The sequence below is a fragment of the Micromonospora sp. NPDC050495 genome, assembly GCF_040655175.1.
Taxonomy (GTDB): domain Bacteria; phylum Actinomycetota; class Actinomycetes; order Mycobacteriales; family Micromonosporaceae; genus Micromonospora.
This window is the reverse complement of record NZ_JBFAJK010000043.1, coordinates 1-15880: the sequence shown is the minus strand read 5'-3', so window position 1 is coordinate 15880 and position 15880 is coordinate 1. Positions and strand designations below refer to the sequence as shown.

Below are 15880 nucleotides of genomic sequence, written 5' to 3'. Positions count from 1 at the left end.
GGACGGTCGAGCGTGCGGTCAGGAGCGAGGAGTGCGACTTGGACCCGCCTGGCCGGCACCTCGTCCTGACGCTGCTCACGTGGTCCGACGCGGCCACGGCGATGATTCCGGAGCAGTTCACGCCCAGCCTGACCGACCTGGAGCACGCGACGGGCATGGCCCGGTCGACGGTCGCGGCGTGGCTGAACCGGCTGGAGAAGAAGTGGGTGTGGCGCGATCGGCCGAGCGTGGCCGACGCGCGGCGCAAGAAGGCGAAGACGGTCTACCGCATGGGAGTGCCGCCGGAACTGTTGCGCGTGCTCACCGACAGGGGCGTAGTTGGTCCGCGTGCCGGACCAGCGGCGCCCGAATCGCCCGGGTCTGGTAGTCCGGTGGACGGACCAGTGAAGGGCGCTTCTAGTCCGGGTCGCGGACTAGAACTAGTCCGTCAGGCGGACCGAGTTGGTCCGCCATGCGGACGCAAGACATACAGGGAACAAGAAACGGTTGGGGTCCGCGCCGCGAGCGGTGTCGACCACCGGTACGTCGAGGGGCCGAATGGCTCTTGTGCCTATCCCGGGTGCAGGAAGTCGGCTCCGCTGCACGGGCCCGCGCTGCGGGCCGTGCCCGAGGAGGGAAGGAGAGTGATCGGGGAGTGAGGGTGTACCTCGCGCCGGTCGACGTTGCGCAGTGCGCGGCATGCAGCGGCGTGCTTGTGGCGGCCGGAGACGACTGGCGGCACCGCGAGGACACGGGTTGCACCGAGCTGGCCACGCCGGTGATCTGCTGGCACCCGGACTGCGGCCTGCCGGCCGCTGTCGGGAGTGAGGCTTGCGGGGGCTGCGCGGGTGCTTTTTCGTCGGTCGAGGGTGTCGGGCCGCAGTGCTCGACCGCGACCGCATAAAGTCTATGTAGGACCGTTCGTTCACGTGGAAAGGAACGAAGGATGAGTTCACGGTTTATGCCGGCCAGCCGGAAGAAGGCGAAGGGTCGGATCGCCCTCGCGGGCCCCAGCGGCGCGGGCAAGACCCTGACCGGGTTGAAGCTGCTGTACACGCTGACCGGCTCGGTGACCGTCGCCGACGGCATCGAGCGGATCGCGTTCGTCGACACCGAGCGGGACTCGGCCGACAAGTACGCGGTGAACCCGGAGCTGCCCGGCGTCGGCGACATGACGCCCGAGGAGGCCGGTGGCTACGGCTTCTCGAAGATCAGCCCGGTGCGGTACGACCCGCGGCAGCTCGTCGAGCTGATCGACGAGGCGGCGGTGGCCGGGTACACGGGCTTCATGCTCGACTCGGCCTCGCACTACTGGTTCGGGCCGGGCGGCATCCTGGAGCTGGTCGACCTGTTCGCCCGCAACCACGGCGGCCGGTCGATGGACGGCTGGAAGGACGTGCGCCCGATCGAGCGGGCGTACATCGAGGCGCTGATGAGCTTCCCCGGGCACGTCGTGGTGTGCCTGCGGTCGAAGCAGAAGTACGAGGTCACCGAGGGCAGCGACGGCCGCAAGAAGGTGTCGAAGCTGGGCTTGCAGCCCGACCAGCGCGACGGGCTGGAGTTCGAGTTCGACCTGGTGGGCGACCTCGACCAGGACCACTACCTGCGGGTGACGAAGAGCCGATGCGACGCGCTCGCCGACCAGGTGATCCACAAGCCGGACGCGGAGCTGGGGTTGCAGGTGCTCGACTGGCTGGAGAACGGCGAGAAGCCGAAGGACGTTGACTGGCCGAAGGCCCTGGAGGCGTGCAGCTCGCGGGAGGACTTGGCGGTGCTGTGGCAGCGGGCGCAGCGGCTCGGCCTGACGCAGAAGCTGCGCGGCGCGTTCACCGAGCGGGGTGCGGAGATCGCGGCCGCCCGGAACTCGGCGGCGGTTCCGTCCGACCAGCTGGACCGGGCGCTCGCCGACGCGGCGACGTCCGCCCCGGCGGTCAACGGCCGGCAGCCGGAGACGGCGGGGGCGGGCCGGTGAGCGCGGTGCAGCAGCGGACGATGCGGGCCGTGGTGCTCAAGGCGCTGATGGACGAGGTGCGCAAGGCGTACGACGTCGCGCGGGCCGAGGCCGACGGCAGCCTGGTCGAGCTGAACGCGGAGCTGGGCGTGACGACGATCGAGGTCCGGCTGCCGGGCTACGGCGCGGCCGTGGCACAGGTGACGCTGACTGAGCCGAAGACGGGCTTCGTGGTCGACGAGGCCGGATTCCTGGCGTACTGCAAGCAGGAGCACCCGTCGGAGGTGCAGGCGACCGTCCCGGCGCCGGTCGAGTTGGTGCGGCCGGCGTTCCGCAAGGCGCTGCTCGCCCGGATGAAGGTCGAGCAGGACGGCACGGTGGTCGACGGCGAGACGGGCCGGGTCCTCGACTTCGTGGAGGTCGCCGAGCCGCCGCCGCCGTCGACGACGCTGACGTTCAAGAAGGGCGGCCGGGAGGAGGTGGCGTCGGCCTACCGGGACGGTCGGCTGGCGCTGCCCGACCTGCTGACGCTGCCGGCCGCAGAGCAGGAGTGAGCGGGTGCGGGGCCGGGCGAGGGGCGACCTTCGCCCGGCCCCGCTCCACATCGGAGCCGGGGAGGTGAGCGGTGGCGATCGACGCGAGGCTGGTGCGTGACGGCCTGGTCGACGTGGAGGCGTTCGCCGCCGCCGCCCAGGCCGGCGCGGTGGGCGTGTGCGACGGCTGCGCCGGGCTGCTCGACGGCTCGGCGACCGAGGGCGGCGGCCTGGTGTGGCTGACGACCAGCTGCCGGGGCTGCGGGCGGGAGCGGACCGCGCCGGGCGGCCGGGCGCTGCCGCGCCCCGCGGGCCGGCGGCCGGGCCCGCCGGCGTGGCTGCTGGAGGCGGCGGCCGAGCTGGACGCCCGACGGCTGGGGGAGCGGTCCGACCGCTCACAGCCCGCCTAAGCCTGGCCCGGCTGCCGCCTCACTCCACCACCCGACCCGGGGCGTTCGGTGCTCTCCGTGGACGGGGGAGGACCGCCCTTTGTGTGACGTGCTCCACGGCCCGGGGCGTAAATAAAAATTGTACGCCGGATCGACAGTTGCCTACAATGAATATGTACGCACCGCCCCCACCCTGCACTGAGGAGGAAGCCAAGATGCTGAGCTACGAGGAGATCCTGGAGCGCGCCCTGCTGGTCGCCGCCGAGACCCTGGAGCTGGAGGAGGCCGCCGAGACGATCGGCGACGAGCCGCTGCGGGACGAGCGGGACGGCGAGCCGGTGGAAATCCGCGAGGTCCAGACGCTGGCCGACGCGGGCTTCATGACGACCGACAACGGGGTGGTCATCCGGCTGACCGACGGCCGCGAGTACACCCTGACCCTCAACCGCTACCGCTGACCGAGCCGGCGGGCGCGCCTCGAGCGCGCCCGCCGGTCGTCGTTCCTGACCTGAGGAAGACGCCGTGCGCGACTACACGATCTACCGCGACGCAAACCGCGTCCGCTGCTACCGCGACGCCAGTGGCGTCACCTGGCACGTCGACTGCCGCTGCGGCGGCCTGATCGGCGCGCCGTGCCCGGTCTGCAACCCGAGCCCTGAGGAGCCGAAGATGACGACGACGACCGACCTGATCTGCACCGAGCGCCTGGTGATCCCGACCTTCAACGCCGAGTTCGTGCCCGAGGAGGACCAGGGCCCGTGCGTGGGCGTCGCGGTCGCCCGCGTGGTGATCGAGCACGACGGCGAGAAGTGCGGGGACGGCGGGGTGTGCCTGTTCGACCCGGCGGAGGGCCTGGAGCTGGCCCCGTGGCGGCAGACGCGGCTGCTGTGCGCCGACCACCTGCACGAGCACGAGCGGGCGGTGGCCGAGCGCGGCGAGCTGGCGGGGGAGACGCTGACCCGCCTGTGACGACCGAGGAGAGCCGCCCGGGGCCCCCGGGCGGCCTCGACCTGTTGGAGGGGAAACCGATGGAGAGCGAGACGGTGCCGGGCGTGCCGGCACTGCCGACCGGCGGCGGTGCCGCCGAGGCCGCCGGGTAAGCCGGCGTGGTTCACGTGGAGAAGGTCGACGTGCCGGAGCGCCCGAGCAAGGGCGCGTGGGTGTCGGTGTGGCTGGCGTTCGGTGCCGGCATCGCGGCATCGCTGGCGGCGAACATCGCGCACGCCGGTGCCGGTGCCGGCGCGAAGGCGGTCGCCGGTTGGGCGCCGCTGGCGCTGCTGCTGTGCTCGGAGGTGATGACGCGGGTGCCGGCACCGCGGAGCCGGCTGCTGAACGTGGTGCGGCTGGGCGGCACGGTGATCGTCGCGGGCGTCGCCGCCCTGGCCAGCTACCGGCACATGAAGGGCCTGGCCCTGGAGTACGGCGAGGACTGGCTGACGGCGAGCACCCTGCCGCTGTCCGTCGACGGCCTGGTGGTCGTGGCGTCGATCGGGCTGGTGGTGCTGTCGCAGATGCGGCGCGCGGCGATCGCGGCCGAGCGTGCCGCCGCCCTGGCTCGTGCCGCCGAGCGGGAGCCGTTCCTGGCTGCCGTCGCCGCGGCCCCCGTGCCGCCGCCCCCGGTGCCGCTGCCGGTGCCGCCGGCCGCCGCCGAGCCGGTGCCGCTGCGGGACCCGGACCCGGTGCCGGTGCCGCTGCGGGACCCGGACCCGGTGCCGGTGCCGGACCCCGTGCCGGTGCCGGACCCCGTGCCGGTGCCGCAGGCGGCGCGGCTGCCGATGCCGGCGCTGGACGTGGTGGTGCCGCCGGAGCCGTGGCCGGCCCAGCAGCCGCTGCCGCTGCCGGACCTGGTGCCGCCCGACCCGGCGGCCGACGAGAACGCGGCGGCCCGGAAGGCGTGGCGGGACTCGCTGGCGGCCGGCGAGCCGCTGACGGGCAAGGCGCTCGGCGACCGGTTCGGGCGCAGCGAGAGGTGGGGCCGGAACCGCATCGCGGAGGCGAAGGCGGAGCTCCAGGCCGAGCAGGAAGCCGGCGGCGACGTCGCCGGCGAGAGCGACCAGCAGGAAGCCCGGGTGCCGGTCGGTGCCGGGGTCGAGTAGTGGAGGAGAGACCGATGGTGTCGATGGCGATGATTCAGGCCGAGCGGGCGGTGCAGTGGCCCGACAACCCGTACGCCTGGGTGCTGACCCGGGACCGGGACCACGAGCTGCACGGCACGTCGGAGTCGGAGGTCGGGACGGCCGGCCCCCGGCAGGCGACCGAGGAGATGATCGAGCGCGCCCGGACGGCCGGCCGCCGGTTCCGGCTGCTCGACGAGGGTGACATCGACGAGAGCGCGATCTACGACGGGAAGCACGTCGACCCGGGCGAGCGCGGCGTGGTGTACGAGGGGCTGATCTGGACAGCGGAGGAGCCGGGGGGCGACGCGGACTTCGGGCCGCTGGACGACTTCGGGCAGCCGAACTATGGGTGCGTCGAGATCCAGTACCGCGACGGCGACCGGTGGGTTTCGCTGTAGTGGCGATCTGTCGGGTCGCAGTGGTTGAATGTAACCGGCCTTGCCACTCGTGGCTGTGCGGCTCACGGGGCCGCTCAGGGGAGTTGTCGGGGGACAGCACAGCCTGACCGGCTCCGCGACGTGCGGATGGCGAGGAGAGCCCGGGAACCTGCTCACGCGGTTCCCGGGCTCTCTGCGTCCCGGCGTCCGGCCCGGCAGGGTGGGGGGTTACGGTGGCGGGAGAGTGGCAGTCACGGTTTGTTAACTCCCACGTGCCCGTAGGTAGCCCGTTGCCATGGAGCACTGCTAGCTTATAGGTCGGCTGGGTTCAGGCCGGTTTTTGCTGGGGGTCGAGACGGTGCGGTGCTACGGGTACGACGAGACAGGGCGCGAAGTCATCGAGCCTGAGGCGGCGGTGATCCGCGACGTCGTGAAGCGGGTCCTCGACGGGGAGAGCATGCGCTCGACCGTGGCGGACCTGCGGGCGCGGGAGATCATGACGTCGGCCGGGCGGCCCTGGACCCAGCAGTCGCTGTCGCGGCTGCTGCGGAACCCGCGGCTGGCGGGCCTGCGGACGTACCACGGCGAGGTGGTCGGCAAGGGCCAGTGGGCGCCGATCATCGACGAGGCCACGCACCAGCGGCTGCTGGAGCTGCTGGACGCGCCGGAGCGCAAGCAGCCGCACGCGACGAACCAGCGGAAGTACCTGCTGTCGGGCGGGTTCCTGGTGTGCGGCTTCCCACTGGAGGACGAGGACGGCAACGGCACCCACCGGTGCGGGAAGCCGCTGTACACGCAGCCGAGCAACAGCGGCAAGCGCGGGTACGTGTGCCGGGCCGGCAGCCCCAGCTACGGCTGCGGCCGCATCCGGATCGCGGCGGAGAGCCTGGAGGAGGAGGTCGCCGCGCGGGCCCTAGCCCGGCTGGCGTCGCCGAAGGTGCGGGCCCGGCTGGAGCGCGCCGTGGGCTCGGCGATGAACGGCGAAGAGACGATGCAGGAGGTCCTGCAGGCGATCGAGGACCGCCTGGCGGAGGCGGGGCAGGCGTACGCGAAGCGGGAGATCAGCCTGGTGACGCTCACGGCGATCGAGGCCGAGGCGAAGCGCGAGCAGAAGGCGGTGCGCGAGCGGATCGCCCAGGCGCAGCGGTTGCAGGCGCTGCCGGCGACGACGCCCGAGGGCCTGGCCGAGTGGTGGGTCGACGCGCCGCTGGAGCGGCGACGGGAGCTGTTGGCGCTCGTCCTGGACCGGATCATCGTGAAGCCGGCGAGCCGCGCCGGGCAGGTGCAGCTCGACGTCGACAGGCTTGAGTTCGTCTGGAAGTGACCGCCCAAAACACTGCTCCCCATCGGTACATCGTCCAACCAGGACACCGCGTAACAAGGATTCGCGAAAATCTTTTCAGCGTGGACTTCTGACCTGTACTGATCGGTAACCACCTGCCTATGATCCCCGTCATCCACCGATCTCAAAGGGGCTGGTGAAGCCGCGTGCCCTATCGGGCCGCAGTGGGATGGTTGTCGCATCGACACGGACGACGGGGGAGCAGCGCGTTGCATCGGAAGCGCACGATCGAGGTCCAGAAGCTGGCGGAGCGGATCGAGGCCGAGCTGGCGTCGGGGCGGGCAGACGACGCCGACCTCAGCGACGAGCAGGCGGAGAAGGTGGCCGCCGTGCTGCGGCCGGCGCCGCTGGTAGAGCTGTCGCGTATGGCCGGTCGAGCTGCCCGAGGCGTGCGGCGGACGGTGCGCGACGTGGCCGCGAGGCCCTACGCCCCGGTGCTCGCTGCGCTGGCGATGGTGGTGCCGTACGCCGACGACGGGATGAAGCTGGCCTCGTGATTCAGGTCGCGGCCTACATAAAACATTGACGACAAGATCGACTTTCGCCTACAATGAATGTGTACGCACCGCGCCTACCGTTCACTGTGGAGGAAGACGATGGTTGCGACTGCGACTGCGGAGAAGCCGGCGAAGGCGAAGGCCCCGGTCCTGCGGACGATCCCCGTTGGGAAGATCGAGGCGGACCCGGACCAGCCGCGCAAGCAGTTCACCGAGGAGGAGCTGGCCGAGCTGGCGGCGTCGATGCAGAAGCTCGGCCAGCTCCAGCCGGTCGCCGTGCGGAAGGCGAAGGCGGGCACCTACCGCCTGGTCGTCGGCGAGCGGCGCTGGCGGGCCGCCCAGCAGGGCGGCATCGAGACGCTGGCCGCGATGGTGTGGGAGATGGACGACGAGACGGCGTTCATCGCGCAGGTCGCCGAGAACGTCAACCGGCAGGACATGACGCCGATGGAGGAGGCGGCGGCGTACGCGCGCCTCGCCCAAGCCGGCTGGGAGACGGAGGCCATCGCCGAGCTGTTCGGCAAGAGCCTGCCGTACATCGGGTGGCGGATCGACCTGCTCGGGCTGATCGACGACGCGAAGCAGCTCGTCGCCAAGGGGCAGCTGCAGGTGGGCGTCGCCTGGTACGTGTGCCGGCTGTCGGCCGACCAGCAGCGGAGGTTCCTGGTGAAGTGGGCGCGGGGCGAGTTCCGGTCGGCGCGGGACGCCGAGGAGTTCGCCAAGGCCTGCATGGCGGCCGAGGAGCAGGGCGGGTTCTTCCAGCTCGACGAGGCCGAGCACAGCGAGGAAGAGCAGGAGAAGGTGGTCGCCAAGCGGAAGAAGGTGGTCAGCAAGATCGAGCGCCTGGCGGCGGCCGGCGAGATCCTGGCCGAGCTGGCGCAGCTGGACGAGGTGGAGCTGGCGAAGGTGCTCGCCGGCGCCGACGGCGGCGTGGCCGCGTACCGGCAGCGGGTGGAGCACCTGCGGACAGCGGCGGGGAAGGTGGCGACGAAGCTGCGCAAGGCCCAGGCGATCGCGGCGTCGGTGACCGTGGAGCTGGACCCGGACGCCGTGGTGATCCCGGCCGAGATGGTCGACCTGACGCCGGTGCCGACGGTGCCGGTCAACGACGGGACGATCAAGGTGGACCCCAACTGCACGTGGGAGGGCCACCCGGACGCCGTGGAGGAGTACGGCTTCTGCTCGGTGTGCCAGCACTGACCGACTGGTGACTGTGGACGCCCCGCGGGCTGACCCGCGGGGCGTCCCTGTCTGTCCGGGCGATCCCTGTGCGGGCGCAGTGGGAGTGCGTATGCTCCGGGCGTGGACGCCTGTTCGCGTGGGGCCGGCTGATGTCGGTGCTCGGGCCGATCGAGCTGCCGCCGTGCGGGATCTGCCGGCGCGGCCAGGTCCGGGTGCGCAGGGGCGACCGCGACCCGGTGGTGGTGTGCCTGGCCTGCGACGGCGGGCCGCTGGTGGAGAAGGCCCGCCGGGTGCTCTCCGACGATCAGCGGCGGGCCCTGAACCTGTGAGGCGGCGTCTCCGTGCCCGTCAGCTATACGGTCGCAGTTTGACTGCGGGTGCTCGGTCGGATACAATGTCTATGTACAACCCTCGGCTGTTGGAGGCGATCGGTGCGAGGCGAGTGGTCACGGTCCTGTGGGCGTGGCCGCTGCCGTCCGGACCGGCCCGCCTGCGGCAGGCGATGCGGCGAGCGCAGGCCGAGCTGTACCGGCAGGCGCGGATGCTGAACGCGGTCCCGCTCGGACCGGCGGCCTTCCGGGTCGCCCGACGCGCGGTGTTCGACACCCACGCCGGCCCGGCGCTCGTCGCGGAAGTCAGGGCAGCGAAGCTGCCGAAGCAACCGAACGGAGAGGGGACCACTGTGTCCGAAAGCTGTACGGCCGCAGTCATCGACTGCGACCACCGAGCCGGGGCGGGTGAGACCGCGTGAGCCGGGACGCGAAGGTCGAAGAGGAGGCCGCCCGGGTCAAGGCGGCCCTGCCGGGCTACATCGACGTGCGGAAGACGGCGGCCGCCGTGCTGGCCGCCACCGCGGAAGACCTCGGCCTGGAGCTGCGCGAGCGCGACGCCCGCGACCTGGCCAGCGCCGTGGTCGACGCGATCCACAAGGCGGCCGAGCTGCACGGGATCGCGTTCGCGTGCGGCGTCGCCGACATGGAGGTGGCCGCCAACGAGCGGTGGCTGCTCCCGCCGGCGAGGGAGAAGGCCAAGACCGACCCCGACTACCGCAAGGTGGTCGGCAACCTGGAGCAGTACGCCGAGGGCGCCGAGAAGGTCCGCAACGAGCTGGTCGAGCGGCTGGCCCGCGTCGGCCGGGAGTGGCTGGCCGAGCAGCCGGGAGCGGTGGTCGCGCTGCCGGCACCGGCCGAGGCCCGGGCCGAGGCGAGGGCGGCGGCGTGACCGCGCCCGCCGTCCAGGCGCCGCAGTTCAGCCCGGAGCAGGCCGCCCGGATCCGGGCGGCGTTCGAGGAGCTGGGCCGCCAGCTCGCCGAAGCCTTCCGGGCGCTCGGCGAGCTCATGCAGCAGATGGTCCGGGCGCTGCGCCCGGCGCTGCGGGTGCTGGTCCGCCTGACGGACTACCAGCGGCAGCGGCTGCGGGTGACGCACCTGGAGTACCGGCGGCGGCTGCGGCACCGACGGCGGCGGGCCCGGTAGTGGCCGAGCAGGAGACGGCGCGGGACCGGGCGCTGGCCCGGGCCCGTGCCACCCGGCGCGAGACGGGGGCAGAGCCGCCGCCGCGCCGGGGCCGGCCGATGGTGACCCGGCCGCCGGCGGACGCCCCGCCGGTCGACGACCGGGTGGCGACCCTGGCCACGAGGTACCTCGTCGACGGCTACACGGCCGACGAGGTGGCCGAGCGGCTCGGGGTCGACCGCGGATGGTGCCGGGCGATCGCCGCCCGGCTGCGAGGGAGGAGGTAACCGATGCCTGACCAGGTGCCGGTCGACCCCGACGAAGAGCCCGTGGAGTGCGAGGACTGCGGACGTCCGCTGCGGACGAAGCGGGCTCGCGCCGAGCGGGTCGGGCCGAAGTGCCGCGTGAAGCGGCTGGCGATGGGAGGAGCAGCGTGACGGCCATCCTGCGGAACAAGGACGGGCTGTACACGCCGAGGGTGGAGGCGAGGGCGGTCCTGCCGCTGCCGCCGCTGCCCGACGGCGAGACGGTCGACGTCGCCCACGGCGACGGCATCGTGGAGCTGGAGCTGCTGACCATGCACGGCCCGCCGTCGGTGGTGGCGTCCGCGCTGGACGCGCTGGCCGCGCACCTGGACGAGCTGATCCCGATGCTGGGGCAGCTCTACGACGAGTCCACGCCTCAACATGGAGGTTGAGTTGCAGCTGTTCACGAACCGCTACCAGCGGTTCAGGCCCGACCAGGGCGCGCCGGTCCGGACGACGGTCGGCAAGCCCCGGTTCCCGTTGCCGTACGACCTGGCCGGGTTCGCCCGGCTCCTCGCGCCGAGCTACGCGATGTTGCGGATGGCCGAGGGCCCGTACCGGCACATCTACCTGGAGCGGCTGGAAGCGGCAGGGGTGGACCTGATCTCCGAGCAGTTCGCGGAGATCGCCGACGCGGCCGGAAGCGAGCAGCTGGTGCTGCTGTGCTTCTGCGACCTAAACGTGCCGCCACCGGACAACTGGTGCCACCGGCGCATGTTCGCCGCGTGGTGGGAAGACCAGACCGGCAACGAAGTACGCGAACTGGACCGGCGGCGCGAAACGCCGGCCCTGACCCTGTTCTGACGACAAAGGAGTTCACGTGGAACTGACTCTTGACCGACCGGAGGTGGGCGTGCCGCTCGACCTCAACCCGCAACTCCAGCCCGGCGAGTCCGGGTACTTCTCGGGGGAGTGGCTGGAGTACCCCTACGACGGCGGCCGCCGGTTCGAGTCGGTGTACGCCGGCACGCTGGTGCGGCGCTGGAACGGCTGGGCGGTGTGGTCCTGCACCCGCGACGTCGCCGCGGCAGTGGTGACCGACCAGGAGCTGTCCCGCCGGCACAACCGGGCGCTGCTGGAGCACTCGGGGCTGACCGGCGAGAAGCTTGAGCGGTACCTGGACCAGGACGTGCCGCCGATGCGCTGGGAAGGCGACGTGATCGTGGTCGAGCGCACGGCGCTCGACGAGGAGGATCTGCGCATCGAGCCGGACGAGCACGGCCGGTACGTTGTGATGGGCGGCCACTGGATATGGGAAGAGGTGCCGGTCGACGCGGCCGACACGGTGCACGGGGCCGCTGAGCGACCGTAGCCGTACAGCTGGGGGCCGGTCCGCTGGGCCGGCCCCCTTCGCTTGGGCAAGATCAACGATGTTCCCGGCGGGAACATCAGCGGGAACAAGGGGCTACAAGCGGCCACAATGGGCCACGAGTAGACACATGCTGAGCAGGCCCGATAGAATTTGCCCAGCTCAGCGGGCTGTTGATCTGGGGTTCAAGTCCCCCCTCGGACACCAGTATTGGTGGAGTTCCACCGAATATGAATTGGATTCGGTTCCGCCTCGATGCGCCGGCATATCTGCGCTCACCCGTCATCGTGAGCGTCGGCTAGCCGTACGTGGGTCCCGGCGCGCAGCGGGGTGTTGCCGGTTGGACCGGCCATGACACCAACTCGGCCCCGCGACCGTGAGCAGCTCATCGGCGCGCTCATTCCGGTCCCGCTTTCCGACCGACCGCGACCCCGTCCGGCGCCTCACCGGACGAGATCCTGATCGGTATGGCTCGCCCGGACCGCTCCGGCCGGGTGACCGAACGCGGTCTGCTGCGCGCGCTGCGCTGGGGCCCGGGCCATCGCATCGCCATCAACGCGCAGGACCAGATGCTGGTGATCGCGTCGGCGCGTGCGGGGCAGCACGTGGTGGGCAGCCGGGCTGAGCTGCCGCTACCGGCCAGCGCGCGTCAGATGTGCGCGATCGTGCCCGGGCAGCCGCTGCTGCTCGCCGCTCTGGTCGCCCATGACCTGCTGGTGATCCACCCGGCCAGTACCGTCGCGCGGCTGCTGGCCGACCTGCATGCCAAGGTGATCGGAGGGCATCGTGTCGGCTGATCCCGCCCGCGTCGCTGCCGCCCGGCAGCTGCTTGCCCACCTCGGCGTCACTCTCGCCGATCTGCAGGCCGACCCCGGTCCACGCCTGCCGACCCTCGCCGAGTACCTGCCCCGCGTCGCCGCCGCGGCCGGTTCCGGCGCCCGCCGCACCTACGGGACCTACTGGAACCGCATGGCCGCCGCCTGGGGCGACCTTCCGTTGGACGCCATCGCCGCCAGCGACATCGAGGCGATGCAGCGACAGATCGCCGCGACCGCCCGGTCGCGGCGTAACAGCCGCAGCGGCCGCCACGCCGGCGAGCACGTCATCGCCGCCGCCCGCGCCATCTACAACCGGGCCATCGCCGACGGGCTCATCGACGCTGCCGCCAGCCCTGCCCACCGGGTGGTCAAGCCCCGCCGACTACCGAGCACCCGCCGCGCCCTGACCTCCGACGAACTCGAACAGATCAACGCCGCCGCCCGAACCAGCGGTAACGACGTTCTTCTTGACGCCCTTCTGCTGCGGCTGCACACCGAGACCGCCTGCCGCCGCGGTGGCGCGCTCGGGCTGCGGCTGGCCGACCTGGACACCGACCGCGGGCTCGTGCGGCTGACCGAGAAAGGTGCCACCCTGCGCTGGCAACCGATCACCCTCGACCTCGCCGCCCACCTCGACGAACATGCCCGTACCCGAGGCGCGGTCGTGCCCACCGACCGCCTGCTGCGCTACCGCAATGGGCGGGCAATTGCCAGCCGCCGCTACGACCACCTGTGGAAACGCGTCGGACAGCGACTGCCGTGGGTGGCCGCCCAAGGAATCTCCACCCACTGGCTGCGCCACACCACCCTGACCTGGGTCGAACGGCACTTCGGCTACGGCATCGCCCGCGCCTACGCCGGGCACACCGACTCCACCGGACCGGCCACCACCACCTACATCAAAGCCGACCTGCAAGCCGTCGCTGCGGCGCTGTCCGCCCTGACCGGCCAACCCCACCCGCTCGCCGCCGTAAACCGCGCCAGCGGGCCGCGATGTCAGCCAGAACTGCCAGCGGCGAAATCGGGTTGATGGTCAGCCCCGTTTCGCAGTTGGCGGTCAGCGCACGGTTACAGCACATCGGACTCCTTGATATCTGGCAGCCCGGTGGGTGTAACCATGGGAGGGCACAAGAATCGGATACCGAGCCGGATCAGCCAGTCCGCGCTGGCGGCCTGCAAGGTCCACGGACGGTGCAGCAGGATCGAACGCATCGCTTCAGGCGTGGCAATCTGCGCCGGCAGTGGAGGCAGTTCTCTGAGCTGCTGGCCGTAACGGCTCCAATACTCGTGCTCACCGTCGAAGGCGGCACTAACACACTCCTTGACCAGCTGCGGCCACGTCGACGTGCCCCACCAATGCCGGCACGCAAGGGCTCCGTGCAGCGCGGCACGCCACAGGCTGCCGGCGACACCGAGGGTATCGGCCTGGGCGAGCAGCCCGCCGAGCACGCCTGCGGCGTGCTGGTCGTAATCGGCCATGTCGTCGCCGGCGAGGCCGCCGAGGATCTGCCCAGTGGGGAGCTTGCGGTGGGGGTTGGCGAACCAGGCGTAGAGCCGGGACCCCAGCCAGTCGAAGTCGCCGACGCTGTCGTCGATGGCGACGGTGGGCGTGTCGTACGGCAAACCCAGATCCCGACGCCAGCGGTGCAGGAGTTGGCGCACTCGCCAGGTCGAATGTGAGTTGATGATCAGCATATCGGCGTCGCTCAGTGGACCCCGGCCGGCGTGCCAGTCTTCCACCACGCTGTTACGCCAGGCTGAGTTCACGATGCCGACGGCGGCGACATCCAGCACCGTCCCGAGTCGATCGGGGTCGACCTGCAGGTGCGTCAGATAGGCGTGCATCCACGCGCGTAGCCGGCGCGCCGAGTCATCGTCCGCTGCGGCGGTCAATCTGCACCTCCCCGAAGGATCTTGGACACTGTAGGACCTCATCGCGTTGGCGAGCGACTCGCTCACGCAGACGCTGGGCAGCAGTCCGAGCGGCTGTCGGGTGGGTGGCTATTGGCTATGTCCGGCAACCGTCTTTGCCATTGCGACGATCACCTTGCCGTGCTCACGTTCGGTCATCCGACCGTCCGCTGGACGGATGTCGGAACGTCGCCGGCGGTCGTCGCCGGGATCAGTCCCACCAGAAGCTCCAGCAGTTCACGTCCGTGATCGCTTCGGCGTACTTGGGGAAGGTGTCGGTGTTGCTCTGCCAGATGTTGTCCGGGCAGAACGCAAAGTGTTCGGCGGTCACTCTCAGCGCCAGCTCGAGGGTGGTCGGTGGTGCGGCGATACTCAGGTGCAGGGTGTCGAAGCCCAGACCGACGACCGTGGCGCCGAACCGGCGCTGCCAGTCGCGGACAACGGCGGCGAAGCGGGCGGTGTCGTTGTCGTGGTTGAGTGGGCCGGTCCAGCCGATCGCTGTCAGCGCGTGTGCGCCGTCGGTCGCGGGGACCAGCGCGAGGCGGGCCTGGCCGGTGGCGAGTAGGTCAGCGTACTGGTCGGCGAAGTGCTCCACCGGCCCTTGCCGATCGGGGTCGGACGTGAGGCCCGGCCACCGTACCCCGATCGGATCGAGGTAGCCGCGGTCGGCGGCGGCCTCTTCGTCGAGGTTGTCATCGGTGACCTCTTGCCACCACTCGGCGAGGACCGCGCCGCTGTCGTGCTGCTCAACCGTGGTGATGCGGTCGTATTCGGCGTCGACGCCGAACGGATCGTCATCGCTTTCGGCGTCCAGCGCGAGCAGCGGCCACAGTCCATTTCGCTGATGCCGGGCCCGCCACCGAGACCATTCACCCGCCGCGACGGGTCGGGAGGAGAGCCAGTACACCGGCGTGGCGCCGTTGTACGGGATCATCAGCCGGCCCTCGGGGATGTCCGGCGGCAGCGCGTCGTACCACGTCATGGCCGATACCGTAGGCGCTGACTATGACACGGCCGTCGACGTGTAGGACGCGATCTTCAGCTGGTAGCAGGCAGCCGCCGGCTGCGGATCGGCCGCTTGCGGTGGAACACCGTGGCGGACCGCTGCTGGGTGGCCTACCGACCGAGCGTTCTGACGCGCTGGTACGCGTGGCGGATCCCGAGCGGGGAGCCTGCGGGTAACGCTTCGGCTTGGCGGCTGCCGGAAATCCCGTACGTGAGCGTTCCGGGGCTACTCGAACAGGCCGTCGAGTCCGGCCGATTGTTGCCGTTTCTGAGGCAGGGCTACCGTGCTCGAGGCCCGTGAGTACCTGGACCACGACGAGTGGGAGATCGCACTCGACGTCCTTACCGAGCTCGGCGACGTCCACTCTGCCGCCGCCGAATGGTGGGACCTGCTCATCGAGGCTGCGGAGCAGATGCGGCTGGAGCACGCGACCGCGTGGTGCCGTTGGCGTCGCCGCGAGAGCATCCATGGCATCATCCGCGCCGACCTGCAGCTGTTCGCCGGTCAGGACGGGGGCCGCCGCACGCCTATCCCTGGCCAGGGCAAGCTCCGGCCGTTCTGGGATCTTGGCCAGCTCACGGCAGCCAACGAGCCGGACTTCCGCATCGCGCTCATCTAATCCGAAAATGACCGTGTCCAGACGCGCGGCAGCATCCCGGCGTAGCGCAGCGGAGCCGGGATGGGGTTGGCGCTGTGTGGTTATGCGGCGG

25 protein-coding genes are annotated in these 15880 nt (G+C 71.2%); 23 read left to right on the top strand and 2 right to left on the bottom strand.

Features of this window, described 5'->3' with window-relative positions:
• The first annotated feature begins 925 nt into the window (after positions 1 to 925).
• The 22 genes from AB0I11_RS28155 to AB0I11_RS28050 all read left to right on the top strand — a co-directional run bounded on the left by AB0I11_RS28155 (position 926) and on the right by AB0I11_RS28050 (position 13283).
• On the top strand, positions 926 to 1951 hold the full coding sequence (locus tag AB0I11_RS28155; protein WP_357327087.1) for an AAA family ATPase: 1026 nt from the start codon (positions 926 to 928) through the stop codon (positions 1949 to 1951).
• On the top strand, positions 1948 to 2484 hold the full coding sequence (locus tag AB0I11_RS28150) for a hypothetical protein (protein WP_357327084.1): 537 nt from the start codon (positions 1948 to 1950) through the stop codon (positions 2482 to 2484). Before AB0I11_RS28155 ends, AB0I11_RS28150 begins: the two co-directional genes overlap by 4 nt.
• A 71-nt stretch (positions 2485 to 2555) precedes the next feature.
• Positions 2556 to 2873 carry a hypothetical protein gene (locus tag AB0I11_RS28145; RefSeq protein WP_357327077.1) on the top strand — a complete coding sequence of 106 codons (318 nt, stop codon included), beginning with the start codon at positions 2556 to 2558 and terminating at the stop codon, positions 2871 to 2873.
• Between the two features lie 194 nt (positions 2874 to 3067).
• Positions 3068 to 3310 carry a hypothetical protein gene (locus AB0I11_RS28140; RefSeq protein ID WP_357327074.1) on the top strand — a complete coding sequence of 81 codons (243 nt, stop codon included), beginning with the start codon at positions 3068 to 3070 and terminating at the stop codon, positions 3308 to 3310.
• A gap of 64 nt (positions 3311 to 3374) precedes the next feature.
• Positions 3375 to 3821, top strand: coding sequence for a hypothetical protein (locus AB0I11_RS28135; RefSeq protein ID WP_357327071.1), 447 nt, complete (start codon positions 3375 to 3377; stop codon positions 3819 to 3821).
• Positions 3818 to 3952 carry a hypothetical protein gene (locus AB0I11_RS28130; RefSeq protein ID WP_357327068.1) on the top strand — a complete coding sequence of 45 codons (135 nt, stop codon included), beginning with the start codon at positions 3818 to 3820 and terminating at the stop codon, positions 3950 to 3952. Before AB0I11_RS28135 ends, AB0I11_RS28130 begins: the two co-directional genes overlap by 4 nt.
• A gap of 6 nt (positions 3953 to 3958) precedes the next feature.
• Positions 3959 to 4948, top strand: a complete 990-nt coding sequence (locus AB0I11_RS28125) for a DUF2637 domain-containing protein (RefSeq protein ID WP_357327065.1) — start codon at positions 3959 to 3961, stop codon at positions 4946 to 4948.
• 14 nt (positions 4949 to 4962) lie between these two features.
• Positions 4963 to 5367, top strand: a complete 405-nt coding sequence (locus AB0I11_RS28120; protein ID WP_357327021.1) for a hypothetical protein — start codon at positions 4963 to 4965, stop codon at positions 5365 to 5367.
• A gap of 394 nt (positions 5368 to 5761) precedes the next feature.
• Entirely contained in the window at positions 5762 to 6670 is a 909-nt protein-coding gene (locus tag AB0I11_RS28115; protein WP_357327018.1) for a recombinase family protein, read from the top strand.
• 227 nt (positions 6671 to 6897) lie between these two features.
• Positions 6898 to 7185 carry a hypothetical protein gene (locus tag AB0I11_RS28110; RefSeq protein WP_357327016.1) on the top strand — a complete coding sequence of 96 codons (288 nt, stop codon included), beginning with the start codon at positions 6898 to 6900 and terminating at the stop codon, positions 7183 to 7185.
• A gap of 99 nt (positions 7186 to 7284) precedes the next feature.
• Positions 7285 to 8385: a ParB/RepB/Spo0J family partition protein gene (locus AB0I11_RS28105; RefSeq protein WP_357327013.1), complete on the top strand. Its 1101-nt coding sequence runs from the start codon at positions 7285 to 7287 to the stop codon at positions 8383 to 8385.
• Positions 8386 to 8516: 131 nt separating this feature from the next.
• Entirely contained in the window at positions 8517 to 8696 is a 180-nt protein-coding gene (locus AB0I11_RS28100) for a hypothetical protein (protein ID WP_357327010.1), read from the top strand.
• 71 nt (positions 8697 to 8767) lie between these two features.
• Complete coding sequence (locus tag AB0I11_RS28095; RefSeq protein WP_357327008.1) at positions 8768 to 9118, top strand: hypothetical protein; 351 nt, start codon at positions 8768 to 8770, stop codon at positions 9116 to 9118.
• Entirely contained in the window at positions 9115 to 9588 is a 474-nt protein-coding gene (locus AB0I11_RS28090) for a hypothetical protein (RefSeq protein ID WP_357327005.1), read from the top strand. Before AB0I11_RS28095 ends, AB0I11_RS28090 begins: the two co-directional genes overlap by 4 nt.
• Positions 9585 to 9842 carry a hypothetical protein gene (locus tag AB0I11_RS28085; protein ID WP_357327002.1) on the top strand — a complete coding sequence of 86 codons (258 nt, stop codon included), beginning with the start codon at positions 9585 to 9587 and terminating at the stop codon, positions 9840 to 9842. Before AB0I11_RS28090 ends, AB0I11_RS28085 begins: the two co-directional genes overlap by 4 nt.
• Positions 9842 to 10108 (top strand): hypothetical protein, encoded by a 267-nt coding sequence (locus AB0I11_RS28080; protein WP_357326999.1) that lies wholly within the window; start codon positions 9842 to 9844, stop codon positions 10106 to 10108. The genes AB0I11_RS28085 and AB0I11_RS28080 overlap by 1 nt, the downstream gene beginning before the upstream one ends.
• A gap of 3 nt (positions 10109 to 10111) precedes the next feature.
• Positions 10112 to 10258 carry a DUF6011 domain-containing protein gene (locus AB0I11_RS28075; protein WP_357326995.1) on the top strand — a complete coding sequence of 49 codons (147 nt, stop codon included), beginning with the start codon at positions 10112 to 10114 and terminating at the stop codon, positions 10256 to 10258.
• Positions 10255 to 10518, top strand: coding sequence for a hypothetical protein (locus AB0I11_RS28070; RefSeq protein ID WP_357326992.1), 264 nt, complete (start codon positions 10255 to 10257; stop codon positions 10516 to 10518). Before AB0I11_RS28075 ends, AB0I11_RS28070 begins: the two co-directional genes overlap by 4 nt.
• A 1-nt stretch (position 10519) precedes the next feature.
• Positions 10520 to 10930 (top strand): hypothetical protein, encoded by a 411-nt coding sequence (locus AB0I11_RS28065; protein ID WP_357326989.1) that lies wholly within the window; start codon positions 10520 to 10522, stop codon positions 10928 to 10930.
• Positions 10931 to 10946: 16 nt separating this feature from the next.
• Positions 10947 to 11438: a hypothetical protein gene (locus AB0I11_RS28060; RefSeq protein ID WP_357326986.1), complete on the top strand. Its 492-nt coding sequence runs from the start codon at positions 10947 to 10949 to the stop codon at positions 11436 to 11438.
• A 464-nt stretch (positions 11439 to 11902) separates the two neighbouring features.
• Positions 11903 to 12232: a hypothetical protein gene (locus AB0I11_RS28055; protein WP_357326983.1), complete on the top strand. Its 330-nt coding sequence runs from the start codon at positions 11903 to 11905 to the stop codon at positions 12230 to 12232.
• The gene (locus tag AB0I11_RS28050; protein WP_357326981.1) at positions 12222 to 13283 is read left to right on the top strand and encodes a site-specific integrase; all 1062 of its coding nucleotides are present in this window, start codon (positions 12222 to 12224) and stop codon (positions 13281 to 13283) included. Before AB0I11_RS28055 ends, AB0I11_RS28050 begins: the two co-directional genes overlap by 11 nt.
• A gap of 38 nt (positions 13284 to 13321) precedes the next feature.
• Here AB0I11_RS28050 and AB0I11_RS28045 read toward each other — a convergent pair whose 3' ends face one another.
• Entirely contained in the window at positions 13322 to 14146 is an 825-nt protein-coding gene (locus AB0I11_RS28045; RefSeq protein ID WP_357326978.1) for a hypothetical protein, read from the bottom strand.
• A gap of 229 nt (positions 14147 to 14375) precedes the next feature.
• Complete coding sequence (locus AB0I11_RS28040; protein WP_357326975.1) at positions 14376 to 15146, bottom strand: DUF4253 domain-containing protein; 771 nt, start codon at positions 15144 to 15146, stop codon at positions 14376 to 14378.
• A 307-nt stretch (positions 15147 to 15453) separates the two neighbouring features.
• Here AB0I11_RS28040 and AB0I11_RS28035 point away from each other — a divergent pair, with 307 nt between their 5' ends.
• The gene (locus AB0I11_RS28035; protein WP_357326972.1) at positions 15454 to 15789 is read left to right on the top strand and encodes a hypothetical protein; all 336 of its coding nucleotides are present in this window, start codon (positions 15454 to 15456) and stop codon (positions 15787 to 15789) included.
• The last annotated feature ends 91 nt before the right edge of the window (positions 15790 to 15880 follow it).